The sequence below is a fragment of the Egibacter rhizosphaerae genome, assembly GCF_004322855.1.
Taxonomy (GTDB): Bacteria; Actinomycetota; Nitriliruptoria; order Euzebyales; family Egibacteraceae; genus Egibacter; species Egibacter rhizosphaerae.
On record NZ_CP036402.1, the window covers coordinates 1,725,213 to 1,739,638 of the forward strand.

13 protein-coding genes are annotated in these 14,426 nt (G+C 71.7%); 5 read left to right on the forward strand and 8 right to left on the reverse strand.

The genetic code is table 11. The features are described from left to right. Window positions 1-8: 8 nt before the first annotated feature. The 3 genes from ER308_RS07990 to ER308_RS08000 all read right to left on the reverse strand — a co-directional run bounded on the left by ER308_RS07990 (window position 9) and on the right by ER308_RS08000 (window position 3,179). Complete coding sequence (locus ER308_RS07990; protein WP_131154495.1) at window positions 9-992, reverse strand: ATP-binding cassette domain-containing protein; 984 nt, start codon at window positions 990-992, stop codon at window positions 9-11. Next, window positions 989-2,053, reverse strand: coding sequence for an ABC transporter permease (locus ER308_RS07995; protein ID WP_131154496.1), 1,065 nt, complete (start codon window positions 2,051-2,053; stop codon window positions 989-991). Before ER308_RS07995 ends, ER308_RS07990 begins: the two co-directional genes overlap by 4 nt. 85 nt (window positions 2,054-2,138) lie before the next feature. Then, window positions 2,139-3,179 (reverse strand): sugar ABC transporter substrate-binding protein, encoded by a 1,041-nt coding sequence (locus ER308_RS08000; protein WP_131154497.1) that lies wholly within the window; start codon window positions 3,177-3,179, stop codon window positions 2,139-2,141. A gap of 329 nt (window positions 3,180-3,508) precedes the next feature. Here ER308_RS08000 and ER308_RS08005 point away from each other — a divergent pair, with 329 nt between their 5' ends. From ER308_RS08005 to iolC, 4 genes are all read left to right on the forward strand, one after another. Then, window positions 3,509-4,282 (forward strand): GntR family transcriptional regulator, encoded by a 774-nt coding sequence (locus ER308_RS08005; RefSeq protein WP_205745960.1) that lies wholly within the window; start codon window positions 3,509-3,511, stop codon window positions 4,280-4,282. A gap of 64 nt (window positions 4,283-4,346) precedes the next feature. After that, complete coding sequence (locus ER308_RS08010; protein WP_205745961.1) at window positions 4,347-5,537, forward strand: Gfo/Idh/MocA family protein; 1,191 nt, start codon at window positions 4,347-4,349, stop codon at window positions 5,535-5,537. Continuing rightward, the gene (locus ER308_RS08015) at window positions 5,534-6,538 is read left to right on the forward strand and encodes a Gfo/Idh/MocA family protein (RefSeq protein WP_131154498.1); all 1,005 of its coding nucleotides are present in this window, start codon (window positions 5,534-5,536) and stop codon (window positions 6,536-6,538) included. Before ER308_RS08010 ends, ER308_RS08015 begins: the two co-directional genes overlap by 4 nt. A gap of 19 nt (window positions 6,539-6,557) precedes the next feature. Then, entirely contained in the window at window positions 6,558-8,468 is a 1,911-nt protein-coding gene (gene iolC, locus ER308_RS08020; protein ID WP_165491906.1) for a 5-dehydro-2-deoxygluconokinase, read from the forward strand. 109 nt (window positions 8,469-8,577) lie between these two features. Here the strand turns inward: iolC and ER308_RS08025 are convergent, their stop codons facing one another. Both ER308_RS08025 and ER308_RS08030 read right to left on the reverse strand, forming a co-directional pair. Beyond that, window positions 8,578-9,507 carry a sugar phosphate isomerase/epimerase family protein gene (locus ER308_RS08025; RefSeq protein WP_131154500.1) on the reverse strand — a complete coding sequence of 310 codons (930 nt, stop codon included), beginning with the start codon at window positions 9,505-9,507 and terminating at the stop codon, window positions 8,578-8,580. Continuing rightward, window positions 9,504-10,577: a zinc-dependent alcohol dehydrogenase gene (locus tag ER308_RS08030; protein WP_165491907.1), complete on the reverse strand. Its 1,074-nt coding sequence runs from the start codon at window positions 10,575-10,577 to the stop codon at window positions 9,504-9,506. Before ER308_RS08030 ends, ER308_RS08025 begins: the two co-directional genes overlap by 4 nt. A 67-nt stretch (window positions 10,578-10,644) precedes the next feature. On the opposite strand from ER308_RS08030, the gene ER308_RS08035 reads away from it, so the two are divergent. Next, window positions 10,645-11,475 carry a class I SAM-dependent methyltransferase gene (locus ER308_RS08035; protein ID WP_131154502.1) on the forward strand — a complete coding sequence of 277 codons (831 nt, stop codon included), beginning with the start codon at window positions 10,645-10,647 and terminating at the stop codon, window positions 11,473-11,475. A 26-nt stretch (window positions 11,476-11,501) separates the two neighbouring features. Here the strand turns inward: ER308_RS08035 and ER308_RS08040 are convergent, their stop codons facing one another. The 3 genes from ER308_RS08040 to ER308_RS08050 form a co-directional block, all read right to left on the reverse strand. Further along, window positions 11,502-12,590, reverse strand: coding sequence for a DNA cytosine methyltransferase (locus ER308_RS08040; RefSeq protein ID WP_131154503.1), 1,089 nt, complete (start codon window positions 12,588-12,590; stop codon window positions 11,502-11,504). Between the two features lie 117 nt (window positions 12,591-12,707). After that, complete coding sequence (locus ER308_RS08045; protein WP_205745962.1) at window positions 12,708-13,877, reverse strand: hypothetical protein; 1,170 nt, start codon at window positions 13,875-13,877, stop codon at window positions 12,708-12,710. 53 nt (window positions 13,878-13,930) lie between these two features. Then, window positions 13,931-14,365, reverse strand: coding sequence for a very short patch repair endonuclease (locus ER308_RS08050; RefSeq protein ID WP_131154504.1), 435 nt, complete (start codon window positions 14,363-14,365; stop codon window positions 13,931-13,933). Window positions 14,366-14,426: the final 61 nt, after the last annotated feature.

The window sequence follows — 14,426 nt, forward strand, 5'->3', positions numbered from 1 at the left end:
CGCGCCGGTCACGCCCGGTCGTCTCGGGAACCGGACCTCGGCCCGCCGTGCCCGTCGTCCCCGCCGTGCCCGTCCGGTGCCGCGTCGCCGCTGGTCGGCAGTTGCTCGAGCTCCTCGGCGAGGGCGTCAGCCAGCTCGCTGTCGACCTCGCTGTCGGCCGACTCGCGCAGCTCGTGGGACAACTCCTCGAGCTCCTCGCCACCGGCCATCATGGATAGCACCTCCTCGCGGCTGGTGTCCTGACGGTCGAACGTGCCGTAGCTGCGGCCGCGGTTGAGGATCGTGAACCGGTCGGCGACCGGGTAGGCGTGGTGCACGTTGTGGGTGATGAAGATCACCCCGAGGCCCTGGTTGCGGGCTTTGAGCACGTAGTGCAGGACCTTGCCCGCCTCCTTTACGCCCAGCGCGGACGTCGGCTCGTCGAGGATCAACAGCTTCGCGCCGAAGTAGGCGGCGCGCGCGATCGCGATCGACTGGCGCTCGCCGCCGGACAGCGTACCGGCGAGCTGGAACGGGTCCCGGACGTCGATGCCGATGCTCGCCATCTGCTCGCGGGCGACCTGCGCGGCGTACTTCTGGTCGAAGACCTTGAACGGGCCCCAACCCTTCCGCGGCTCGTTGCCCAGGAAGAAGTTGCGGGTGAGGCTCATCAGCGGGATCGTCCCGACGTCCTGGTGGACGGTCGCGATCCCGTGCTGCATCGCCTCGCGGGGACTCTCGAACCGCACCGACCGCCCGTCGAAGACGAACTCGCCCTCGTCGTGGTGATGCACCCCCGAGAGGATCTTGATGCAGGTCGACTTGCCGGCCCCGTTGTCACCGAGCAACGCCATGACCTCACCGGGACGCACGGTCATGTCGAGGTCCTTGAGGGCGATCACCCCCGAGAAGTACTTGGAGACGCCGCGCAGCTCCACCAGCGGGTCTCGCGCGTCGGCGGCCCCGTCGTGGCCGGAGACGGAGGTCCCCGCAGTGATCTCCTCGCTGGTCATCTGGCCTCCATCGCTTTGCGTCGCAACCAGTTGTTCGCGACGACCGCCGCCAGCAGCAGGACGCCCAGGAACACGCGGAACCAGTCGCTGTCGATCCCGGCGAAGAAGATCCCCTGCCGCACGATCCCGAGGGTGAGCGCGCCGAACGCCGCCCCGACGGCTGAGCCGAAACCGCCCGTCAGCAGGGCCCCGCCGATGACCGCCGCCGCGATGGCCTCGAGCTCGACGAGCTCGCCTCGCAGCGAGTCCGCGCTGCCCAGCGCCACGACCTGCAGGACGCCGACGAGGGTGGCCGCGCAGGCCGTTCCGATGAACAACAGCCACTTGACCCGGTAGATCGGCACCCCCGCGTTCCGGGCCGCGGTCCCGTGGCCGCCCGATGCGAAGATCCAGTTCCCCAACCGGGTGCGCAGCAGAATGTAGGTGGCGACCGCGACGAGCACGATCCACCAGAGGATCGGCGCATCGAACCCGCCGACCTCACCCGCCAGCAGGGCCACGAGGGGGCTGCCCTCGGTCGCGTCGCTCACCCCGCCGACCTGCGTGCGGCCGGTGAGTAGCCGGCTCACGGCGATCGTCAGGCCCCGCAGCGCGAACAGGCCCGCGAGGGTCACGATGAACGACGGCAGGCCGGTCTTGCGCACGATGTACGCGTTGAGCGAGCCCCACGCGACCGCGAAGCCGAACGCCACGAGGACCGCGACGCTCAGGGGCAGCCCGTAGAACGCCGTGAGCAGCGCGACGATCATGCCGCTCGCGCCGATCATCGACCCGACCGAGAGGTCGAACTCGCCGCCGATCATGAGCAGGGTGACGAACGTCGCCACGATCCCGAGGTAGGCGGCCACGAGCAGGTAGTTCGCTGCCCCGCCGAGGGTCAGGAAACCCCCGCCGGCCCAGACGGCGAAGATCGTCCACACCACGACGGTCCCGACGATGGCGCCGAACTCGGGACGGCGGAACAGTCGGGTGAAGAGGCTGACCTCGCGGACGCGCTCGTCCGGCGCCCCGCTGGCCGCCTCGGTCGATCGTTGTTCGCTGGGGGCCTTGGTCGCGGCCACGGCAACACTCCTCTCGCCGGGCCCCGCGACCGGGGACGCGGCGTGGTGTCACGCGCTCCCCGGCCGCGAGGTGCGGTGCGCCGTCCTAGCGCAGACCCTCCTCGGTCAGGTCCATGACATCGGCTGCGTCCTCCTGGAAGACGAAGCCGGGGCCGGTGAGCACCTCGCCCACCGGCATCGTGCCGGTCTCGGCCTGCTGGGTCAGCATGTGCACCGGAAGGTAGCCCTGCAGGTACTGCTGCTGGTCGATCGCGAAGAGCATGTCGCCGGCGTCCACAGCGTCGAGGATGTCGGGGCCGAGATCGAACGTGCCGATCGCGACGTCGTCGGTCATGCCCTGCTCCTCGAGGGCGTTGATCGCCGGATCGGCCCCGAGCGGACCGAGCGCGAGGATGCCGTCGATGGTGTCGTCCTCGATCAGCGCGGCCTCGATCCGCTCCTGGCTCTCGACCGCGTCGGTCCCTTCGACGGCGAGTTGCCCCGCCTCCGCGCCGGCCTCCTCCATGGACTCGAGGAAGCCCTCGCACCGGAGATCCAGGGCGACGTTGCCCTGCTCGTGGTTGACGCACAGGGCGTTCGTGGCGCCGGCGTCCGCGAGCTCCGCGCCGCCCTCGTATCCGGCGAGCTCCTCGCTCTGCCCCACGTGCGCCAGCACGCCCATCTCCTCGTAGACATCGTCGCCGGAGTTCAAGGAGACCACGGGGATGTCGGCCTCGACCGCGGAGTTGATGGCGTCCTCGAGCCCATCGGCATCCGGAATGGACACCGCGATGCCGTCGGGCTCGTCGGCCACGGCGGCGTCGATCAACGAGCTCATCTCGACCATGTCGAACTCGTCGGGGGCCTGGTACGTGAAGTCGATGCCGAGGTCCTCGGCCGCGACCTCGGCGCCGTTGACGGCAACCGTCCAGAACGGGTCCGCCGCCTGGCCGTGGGTGATCATCACGATCTCGATGTCGTCGCGCTCCCCACCTTCGACCGCGACCTCACCGTTGTCGTCGGAGTCCTCCGCATCCGCGACGTCCTCGTCGATGTCCTCCGCCGGTTCGGTCTCGCACGCGGCGAGCACCAGCGCGACGAGGGCGAGCGGCAAGACGAGCGCCCAACGTGTCCTTCTCTGCGTCATCTCGGCTCCTCTATCGCCGTGTCGGGACGGCAGTGTTGACCGATGGCTGGTCGGGACGGAAAGGGGGGTGGCGGACTCACCGCCGAGCGGCTCATCGACCGCCGCCTGCCGTCGGCGCACCCATCTGCCCCTCCCACCGAGTGGTTGTCGGTCCGCCCGCCCCCCGCCGACGAGGGGCCGCGGACGGGGATTGACCCCGAGCGCGACCGTAGGGTACGGTTCATCCAGTTGTCAAGACATTAATCTCAATCGGCTCGAGTCGGGATCCGGTTCCGGCAGCCCGCCTCGAGGGTCCGACCGAACGGCTCCGCGGGCGATCAGCCGCGAGAATGCCGGCAGACCACGGGGAGGTGGGAACGCTGGCCGACGCGCTGATGAACCTTCGCCTGGACCACGGCAGCCCGGTGCCGCTCTACCACCAGGCGGCCGTGGCGATCGAGCAGCTGATCGTCGACGGCGGACTGCCGCCGGGCGCCAAGCTCGAGAGCGAGGTCGAGCTCGCCGAGCGTCTGGGGATCAGCCGACCCACGATGCGGGCCGCGCTGAAGGAACTGGTCGACAAGGGGATGCTCGTCCGACGGCGCGGTGTGGGCACCGTCGTCGCGGCCGTGCCGATCACGCGTCCCCTCGCGCTCACGAGCCTGCACGACGACCTCGCGCAGAGCGGGCGCACGCCGACCACCCGGGTGCTCGGGCTGGAGCGAACCCCCTGCCCGGCGGAGGCCCGTGAGCCCCTGGGTCTCTCCGAGGAGGACGAGGTCGTCGACATGTGGCGCGTGCGCTACGCCGACGACCGAGCGATCGCGCTCATGCACAACGTGCTCCCCGGGGATCTCGTCGAGCTCGGGGCCACACAACTCGAGCACACGAGCCTGTACCGACTGTTGCGCGACGCCGGCGTGGAGCTGCACGCCGCGACGCAACGCCTTGGCGCCACCGCTGCCGACTCAGAGCAGGCCGACCGCCTGATGATCGAGCGCGGGAACCCGCTGGTCGCGGTCACCCGAACGACCTACGACACGATGGCCCGCCCGATCGAGTACGCCCGACTGCTGTACCCGGCCGACAGCTACGAGGTCGAGATGACGCTGGTGGAACGCTGATGCGCCTCTCGGGCACCGCCTCCCCACCACCAGGACCGATGCCGTCGACCCGCAGGAGGCACGCGTGACCACCCGCCGGATCGGAGTCGGGACGGTCGGCCTGGGCTGGATGGGCCGCGTACACAGTCGGGCGTATCGCCGTCTGCGCGACCACTTCCCCGAGACGGTGGCGCGGCCGGAGCTGGTCATCGTGGCCGATGCCTCGCCGGACCGCCGCGCCGAGGCTGCCGACGTGCACGGCTACCGCGAGACCACCGACCAGTGGCAGCGCGTCGCGGAGCATCCCGACGTCGACGTGGTCAGCATCGCCGTCCCCAACTTCCTGCACCGTGAGATCGCCATCGCCGCAGCTCGGGCAGGCAAGCACCTGTGGCTCGAGAAACCCTGCGGGCGCGTGCCGGCGGAGACCGCCGAGATCGCCGAGGAGGTGGAACGGGCGGGGATCCACACGGCCGTCGGGTTCAACTACCGCTACACCCCCGCGGTCGAGCGGGCCCGGGAGCTCCTCGCCGCGGGCGCCGTCGGCACGCCCACGCACTATCGGGGGCACTTCCTCGCCGACTACGCGAGCGATCCTCGCGGTGGCCGCTCGTGGCGCTTCCAGGAGGCCTACGGAGGGCTGGGCGTACTGGGCGATGTGATGAGCCACGCGGCCGACATGGCCTGCCATCTGCTCGGCCCCATCGACGAGCTGTCGGCGGAACGCGCCGTGTTCGTCCCCGAACGGCCGCGAGTCTCGCTCGAGGCCAGCCACTTCGACGTCAGCGAGGACGCCGCGCTCGCGCCGGTCGAGAACGAGGACTACGCCGCGAGCCTCGTCCGGTTCGCGGGCGGTGCCCGCGGCACGCTCGAGGCCAGCCGCGTCACCGTGGGCCCGCACGTCCGCATGGCCTTCGAGCTCCACGGGACCGAGGGCGCGCTCGCGTGGGACTTCGAGCGGATGAACGAGCTGTGGCGATACGACCGCCGCGATCCCGACCCGGGCTACCGGCGCGTGTTGAGCGGGCCCGGCACCGCCGAGCACGGTCGGTTCCAACCCTCCGCGGGGATCGGGCTGGGCTTCGACGACCTGAAGGTCATCGAGGTGCACCGGTTCCTGGAGGGCATCGTCGACGACGAACCCCGCGCCGCCGGTCTCCCCGAGGCCGCCGCCGTCATGGCCGTGATCGGCGCCATGCAGCGTGCGGCGCGAACCGGCTCACGGGTGACCGTCGAACCGCTCACCACCGCACCGTCCGGAGGGGCTACCCCATGAGCCTGCGACTGGGCATTCTCGGCGCCGGCCGCATCGGCGGGCTGCACGCCGCGAACGCCGCCCACGCCGTTCCCGGCGTCTCGCTCGAGATCGTCGCCGACCCCGACGAGGCCGCCCGCTCACGACTGGTCGACGAGCTCGGGACGGCGGTGACCCCTCGCTGGGAGGACGTCGTGGGCGACGAGCGGGTGGACGCGCTCGTGGTCGCCTCCCCGACGGACCTGCATGCCGAGCAGGTCCGTGCGGCCGCCGACGCGGGCACGCCCGTGCTGTGCGAGAAGCCCCTCGACACCGACCTGGCCGTGATCGACGAGCTCCTCGGGCGCGTCGCCCGTCGCGGCACGCTGCTGATGACCGGCTTCAACCGGCGATTCGATCCGCACCTCGCGACTCTGCGGGACCGAGTGGCCCGCGAACTCGGCGACATCTGGCAGGTCCGGGTCACCTCCCGGGACCCGGCGCCGCCTCCGACGGAGTACGCCGCGCGGGCGGGCGGCCTGTTGGTCGACATGACGATCCACGACTTCGACACCGTGCGCTTCGTCACCGGCTCGGAGATCACCGAGGTGAGCGCCTGGGGCACGGCGCGCATGCCCGAGACCCCGACGGGGGAGGCCGACACGGCCACGACGCTGCTGCGCCTCACCGACGGCGCGATCGCCACGATCGAGAACTGCCGTCGCTCGGCGCTCGGCTACGACCAGCGGGTCGAGGTCCACGGCGAGGGAGGCACGGCGTTCATGGACAACGTCGAGCCGACCTCCGTCCGCGTCGGGGACGGTGACGGCTTGCACCGCGCCCCACCCCCGCCGTTCTTCGTCGAGCGGTACGCGGCGGCGTACCGCGCCGAGCTCGCCGCCTTCCGGGACGCGGTCACCGGCGGGCCCGCACAGCCGTCCGGTTGGGACGGACGGCAGGCCGTCGCGGCCGCGCTGGCGGGGCAGCGCGCCCTCACCGAGGGGCGGCCGGTCCGGCTCGACGAGTTCGCTCCCGCGACGTGACCGACGAGAAGGAGCCCCCTTGAGCACCGCGAGCCCCGAAACGAGCGCCGCCCCCGAGCCCGACCTGATCAGCGTCGGGCGGGTGTGCGTCGACCTGTACGCGGAGCAGGAGGGGGCCCCGCTCGAAGCCGTTCAGTCCTTCCGCACCTACGTCGGCGGCAGCGCTGCCAACATCGCGGTGGGGGCCGCCCGGCAGGGCCTCGACGTCGCGGTGCTTACGCGGGTCGGCGACGAGCAGCTGGGACGACTCGTGCGCGAGCGCTTCACCGCCGAGGGCATCGACACGCGGTGGGTCACGACCGATCCCCAACGCCTCACGCCGATGGTGCTGCTCGCGGTGCGCCCCAGTGACGACTTCCCCCGGATCTTCTACTACCCCGAGCCCGCGGACCTCGGCGTCCGCCAGGAGGACGTCGACGCCGCCCCGATCGAGCGTGCCCGTGCGTTCCTGCTCGGCGGCTCCGCGCTGATCGAGCCGGCCATGCGCTCGGCGATGCAGGCCGCGGTCAAGCGTGCCCGCGAGCACGGCACCCCCGTCGCCCTCGATCTCGACTACCGTCCCGTGCTCTGGGGCGTGGCCGACACCGCGCAGGGTGGGCAGATGACCGGCACCGATGCGGACGTGGTGCGCGCCTACGAGAGCGTGCTGCCCTCCTGCGAGCTCGTCGTGGGCACCGAGGAGGAGTTCCGGTCGGTGGTGGACGCCGACGACACGGAGGCGGCGCTGCGGGCGGTGCGCGAGCAGACCAGCGCGCTCCTCGTGATCAAGCACGGCGCCGCGGGGGCCACCGCCTACGCGGGGGCGATCTCGGAGGGCGAGCACGTCGCGGGCTTCCCCGTGGAGGTCTTCAATTCGGTCGGTGCGGGCGACGCGTTCATGAGCGGGTTCCTGCGGGCCTGGCTCGACGGCGACGCGCCGGCGCGGTGCATCGAGCGGGGCAACGCCGCCGGGGCGCTCGTGGTCTCGCGGCACGGGTGCTCCCCGGCGATGCCGACCACGGCGGAGCTGGACTACTTCCTGCCCCAGGCACGGACCCTCGAGCGGCCGCGTGAGGACGGTTGGCTCGCGCACCTGCACAAGGCCACGACGCGCCCCGCGGTGGACGACCTGCAGGTGCTCGCCGTCGACCACCGGTGGCAGCTCGAGGAGCTCGCCGAGGACCTGGGGGCGCCCCGCACGAGCGTCGCCCGGCTGAAGGGGCTGCTGGCCGAGGCGTTCACACGCGTTGCCGCCGACCTCGAGGGCACGCCGGGCATCCTCCTCGACGACGTGTACGGGCGGGAACCCCTCGAGGCCGTGACCGGGCAGGGCTACTGGGTCGCGCGCGCCGTCGAGCTGGCGGGCAGCCGCCCGGTCGCCCTGGCCGGAGGCGACGACGTGACCGCGACGCTGCGCCGTTGGCCCGCCGAACAGGTCGTCAAGTGCATGGTCTACTGCCACCCCGACGACGACCCCGCCTTGTGGCACACGCAGGAGAGCCGCGTGCTGCGGCTCGCCGAGGCGTGCATGGACCTCGATCGCGCGTTGATGCTCGAGCTCCAGACGCCGTCCGGCCGCAGGTACGAGGGCGACGACCTCCCGCGGACGCTCGAGCGTTTCTACCGCATCGGTGTCCGCCCCGAGTGGTGGAAGCTGCCGCCCGTCGAGGACGCCGAGCAGTGGTACGCGAGCGGCGAGGTCGTGCGACGTGGGGACCCGCACTGCCACGGCCTGCTCGTGCTCGGCCAGAGCGCCGCGACCGATCAGCTCGCCGCGAGCTTCGCCGCCGCGGCCCGGGAACCGCTCTGCAAGGGCTTCGCGGTCGGACGCTCGATCTTCGCCGGCCCCGCCAGCGACTGGTTCGGCGGCCGACTCGACGACGAAGCTCTCGTGAACGCGATCGCCGACAACTACCGCGCGATCGCCAGGCTCTGGGCGCAACGTCGCTGACCGGGCCCGCCCTTCGCACCCGCCTCCCGCGACCCGGACCCGGGGTTCGGACACTCGGGGAAGCGAGAGCCGAGGCACCAAGCACGAGGCGCGACGCGCGTGGTGCGCCCTAGAAGCCGCGCTCCCGCAGGAACCGCCGGTTGCGCCCCTGGGCCTCGCTCGCGTCGGCGATCGTCTCCTCGGGGCCGTGGATACGGTCCTGTTCGACCATGAGCCAGCCTTCGAAGCCGCCGGCCCTGATCCGCTCGCACAGCGTGTCGAGGTCGAGGCTGCCCTGGCCCAGCTCGCAGAAGATGTCCCGGCTCCACACCTCGTACATCCCGCCGCCCTCGTCGAGAGCGGCGCGTAGCCGGTCCTCGCGCACATCCTTGAGCTGGAGATGGTTGATGCGCTCGCGCCAGCGGTCGAACCCGACGACGACGTCGGCGCCGGCCATGGCGAGATGACCGCTGTCGAAGCACAACGAGACGCGTGAGGCGTCGAGCAAGGCGTCGATCTCGTCGGCGGTCTCGACATAGGTGCCCGCATGGTGGTGGAACGTGCTGGCGAGCCCCGCGGCGGCGCACCGATCGACGGCATCGTCGAGGCGTGCTCCGGCTGCCTGCCACGTGTCGCGGGTGAGCCCGGGCGCGCGGGACGTTCCCCCTTCTCCGGGATGAGCCTGGCGGGTCGGATCGCCGGCGTCGGCCAGCGTCACCTTCGGATCGCGCGCGAGGCCGTGGTCCGCCGCGTCACGCAGGCGACCGATCGCGTCCCCGAGCCCCCCGAGGTCGTCCTCGTATCCGGGCTGCTCGGAGAACCGCATCGGCACGAACGCGCCGGCGAGCAGGAGCCCGTGGCGCGCGAGCCGATCACGCAGCTCCCCCGGGTCACCGAGGTAGCCCGGGGGGCCGAGATCGATGCCGTCGTAGCCGCTCTCGGCCACGGACGCCACCACCTCCTCCGGACCCGGGACGTTCGTGCCCTCTCGGCCCACGGTCAGCTCGAATGCGCCGTAGCTCACCGGCGCGTTCGCCACCAGGATCGTTCGCTCGGTCACCCGGAGATCCTTCCGTCCGCGTCGTCGGGGGTGATGATCGCCTTGACGGCGTCACCGTTCCGGAGTTCCTCGAGGGCCGCAGGCAGCTCGGACAGAGACCACGTACCGCTGATGATCGGCGCCAGGTCCGGCGTACCGTGCTCGAGGGCGCGGATCGCGCTCGGAAAGCGTCCCTTGCCGACGAAGGACCCGATCACCGAGAGTTCGCGCTCGGTGATGTCGATCTGGGGAACCTGCGGCCGCGCCCCGCTGTTCATGCCGAACAGCACGATGCGCCCAGCTGGCCGGACCATCCGCACGGCTTCGGAGAAGGCCGCTCCGGTCGCGTCGATCGCGAGGTCCGCCCCGAGCCCGCCCGTGCGCGCGGACAGCTCGCCGGTCGGCTCGGCCGCGTTCGGGTCGATCACCGCTGCGGCCCCCACCTCGAGTGCGATCTCGCGGCGCGGCGCCCGGGGCTCGACGATCACGACCACCGCACTGGCTGCCGCCAGTAGGGCGGTCCACATGAGGCCCACCGGACCCGCGCCGAGGACCACGGCGACCTCGTTCGGCACGGCCCGGACCTTCTCCAGCCCGTTCATGACCGTGGCGAGAGGCTCGGAGAGGGCGGCCAGGGCGGTCGGCACCTCCTCGCCGATGGGATGACAGTTGGGGGCCGGCACACGGACGAACCGGGTGAGGCCGCCGTCGCGGAACACCCCGAGCGCGTCGAGGTCCTCGCAGAGGTTGGGGTGACCACGGCGGCACAGGGCACACATCCCGCAGGCGAGGATCGGGTCGATCGCGACCCGCTCGCCGTGCGCCGGTCGGTCCACCGCGGCGCCGACCTCGTGCACGCGCCCGACGATCTCGTGACCGAGTACGATCCCCACCGTGGCCGGATGGGCTGGCGGATCGCTGAGGATGTGGAGGTCCGTGCCGCAGACTCCGCACGCCTCCACCTCGACCAGCACGTCGTCGGCGCGCAACAGCGCGGGCTGCGGGCGGTTCTCGAATCCGAGCGTGCCTTCGGCGACGAGAACCGCGGCGGCTGGCACGCCCACCCCCTCCACGGAGTCCAGGACAGTCACGTGCGGAAGGTAGGCAGAGGACGCCAACTTTGTCAAGACATTCTCATCTACTCCGACCGTCGTCCCCATGACCCGGCACGCCGACACGCCACCGACGGTGTCGGAATTGGCACAGCGCTGGGCCGACGAGCTCGACGCGTGGGCGATCCCCGACGAGATCCTCGCCGCCGCTCCACGGTCCCCGCACGGCTTCAGCGTGGAGCGATTCGCGTCCAGGGCCGACGAAGCCCGGCGCGACGGCCCGAGCACCCCCACGTCCCAGCGTGCACACGCCCTGTTGCCGGCGGGTGGCACCGTGCTTGACGTGGGGTGCGGAGCGGGAGCGGCCAGCCTGCCCCTCGCCGGGCGCGCGGGCGCCCTCATCGGTGTCGACGAGTCCGAGGCATTGCTCGACGCCTTCGCCGACCGCGCTCGCCGGGAGCAGCTACGAGCGGAGACGGTGGGCGGCCGCTGGCCAGACGTGGCCGGGCGCGTTCCGATCGCCGACGTCGTCGTCTGCACCCACGTGGCCTACAACGTGCCCGACATCGACGCCTTCCTCGCCGCGTTGACCGCCCACGCGCGCCGCGCCGTGCTCCTCGAGGCGACGGTCACGCATCCGCTCAGCTGGACGGCGCCGTTCTGGCGAGCGCTGCACGGCCTGGAGCGCCCGGAGGGCCCCACGAGCGAGCACCTCATCGCGCTCGTCCGCGCGCACGGGCGCCAGCCACGCATCGACCGGTGGGAGCAGCCCCAGCGCGCCGACCGCCCGGGCGACGACGCGACGACGTTCCTGCGACGTCACCTGTGCCTCACCGCGGACCGTGCCGAGCAGATCGGTGCCCTCCTCGAGGCTCACCCGCCGCCCCAACAACGGCGCGTTGTCTCGCTCGCCTGGCGCGCCGGCGCCGACCAGTAGCCGGAACTGCGATCGCAGAAGCTTTGTCAGTGATCGCGCTGCTCCGACGCCGTCACGACCTCCCGAGCGACCGCGGCGGCGAGCGGCGGCGGAACGCTGTTGCCGAGCTGGGACTGGACCGAGGCACGATTGCCGGCCAGGTCGAAGTCGTCGGGGTAGCCGAATAGGCGCTTGAGCTCGGGGACGCGCAAGCGGCGGTTCTCCCAGTGGAAGGGGCCGACGTTCGGTCCGGGCTGAGCCTGGATGGTGGGCGACGGCTTGTCGGGGGAGAGCTTGAGCAGGAACGACCAGTAGCGGCTGCGCCACTCGAAGACTGGCTCGGGGTGGCCGCGCTCGGCGGTGAGGTGGAGGTAGTTCTCTCCCGGGGGGATCTGGGGCAGCAGGTGGCCCCACTTGCCGCGCACCTCCTCGCCAGCCTCGGGCTCGGTGGCCAGGCCCTCGAGCGCTTGGCCGGCGGTGACGTGCGGTCGCGCGAGGTTGCCGGTGTCGCGGCGCTCCCACTTGCCACCGTGCGTGGGGGCGGGCAGCTCGGGGCACGGCTCGTCCTTGGGCACGCCGACGATGAACAGGCGTGGCCGAGACTGAGCGACACCGTAGTCGGCGGCGTTGAGGACCTTCCAGCGGTAGTCGTAGCCGGCAGCGTCGATCTCGCGGAGCAGCCGCCTGAAGGCTGGGCGGCTCGCCCGATTGTCGTAGGTGAGCGCGTAGACGTTCTCGAGAACGAACGCGCACGGCTGCGCCTGAGCGAGCACCCGCGTGTACTCCTGCAGGAGGCTCGCGTCGGGGTCGTGACCGGCGCGCTTCCAGTCGAGCCAGAAGCCGGACTTGGAGAAGGGCGTGCACGGAGGGCCACCGACGAGCAGGTCCGGTCGCTCGCCAGCGACAAGGCCGGCGGCGCCGAGGATCCGCTCGGTAGGGAGGTGGAGGATGTCCTCGCGGATGACCGGGGCGGCGAGGCCATGGAAGTTCTTCTCGAGTGTGTCGGCGGCGTCGTCATCGGGCTCGACAGCGGCGGCGACGGCGTAGCCGGCTTGCTCTATGCCAAGGTCAAGGCCGCCGGCGCCCGAGAACAGCGAGATCGCCACGCGTCGGCGTGCAGTAGTGGTGTCGATCATGCCCGCAGCATGCCACGTGGATGTGACCAGACTCGGCAAGCGGGGCCCGGTGGCTGTGGACATCGGGCTGCCGGCGGCGGCATGAGAGCTTGGACCCGATCGGATGTCCGCGGGGGGTCAGGTCCCGGGCAGCGTCGGCTGCCAGGTCTCGTCGACGGTGTGGAAGTTGTGGAGCTTGTCGGGGTAGTCCGGGTAGCGCGGCATGTCGGCGGTCCGCTTGAAGCGGAACTCCCAGGCGTGGGTCTGCGGGTACAGGCATGCGGCGACGACATCGAACGCGTCGGTGTCATACAGCCGCCCGGGGACGCTGCCACGCGTCTTCCAGAGCTCGACGAGCGGGGCGCCGGTCGCGGGGTCGGTGCGGGTGGAGAGCACGTTCTTACACTCGACGCGGAGTGACTCGCCGTCGACGACGACCTCGAAGTCGGGCTGGGCGTCCTTGTCGAGGGGGATGACTCGCGCCTCGGGCAGGTGCTCGCGCAGATGCCGCTCGAGATGCAGCTCAGCGACGCCGCCCTTGACCGCCGTACCGAGGCGCCGCCGATCGGCGATCAGGTCGAGGATCTCGTGGGCGTTGAGGCCCCACTCGTCCTCGAGGCTGTGGCGGAGCCCCTCGGATGGTCGCTGGCCGGCTCGGACCGCGGCCTGATGCCGGAGCGCCTGGTCCAGCTCGAGTTCGCGGGCGTCGCGCTCGAAGCGGAGCAGGTCGACCAGGCGCTCGGACCGGAAGGCGATGCAGGTCTCGAAACCCTGCGCCGAGCGGGCCTCCCGTCTTGTGCCGGGCGCGTTGCCGCGCTCCCAGACGTGCCAGCCGCCCTCTTGGGCCACGGCGATGTCGTGGTGGCGCACCTGCACCGAGTTGCCCATCGGCAGTGGGTCGTACAGGCGCGGGTCAAGCGCGACGCCGATGCCCGCGTCGAGCTGTATCCCAATCACCGCCGTGGCGTCGACCCCGGCGGGGTCGAAGCCCACCGGATGCTCCCAGTCCTCCCAGGCGCTCTCGGACATGAGCCGGACCTGGATCTCGTACTCGTCCTCGGGTCTCCCGCCGGTGCCGAGGCTCTTGGAGCGGAACGCATAGACCATCGCGCCGAGCCGCTCGTCGCCTGGCAGACGGATGCCCAGGTGCATCGGCGAGACCCCGGCTCCGCTCTCCGAGAGGACGGTCCCACCTGAGGCCTCCGCGGCGTCGCGCAGCCACACGGCGAGGTCGTCCTTGCCGCGGGAGCGGTAGGCGTTGGCGTACGAGCGGCCGGCGATGGGCGCGCTGCGATCCCACTCGACCAACCTGGCCCTCCCGCCTCGCCGACGCCCGGGGACGAGGCTAGCGGACGATCAGCTCAGCCGGGGGCGTCGAGGGCGCAGGCGACTTTGACAACGGCGTCGTCGACGGACTCGTGCTCCCAGATGCGCACCGGCGTCCAGCCGGCCTGGCGCAGCCGCGCGTCGGTGTCGGCGTCGCGCTCTCGGTTGCGAGCGATCTTCGAGCGCCAGTACTCGGCGTTGGTGGACGGCTCGCCGTAGTGCTGGGGGCACCCGTGCCAGTAGCAGCCGTCGACGAACACGGCGACGCGGCGTCGGGTGAACACGAGGTCGGCGCGCCGCCGCAGCTCGGGAATCGGAGGATGGTCGACGCGGTAGCGGTAGCCGAGACGGTGCAAGGCTCGGCGCAGTGCGAGCTCAGGGCTGGTGTCTCGTCCTCGGTTCCCCAGCATCACCGCGCGGGAGGCCTCGGACGAGGCCCAGGAGCCGGGTGGAAGACTGTGATCGGCCATGGTCGGGATGAGCGCTCGTTCACGTCCCATTCAGCACGACAGAAGGCACGTGTCCAGACGT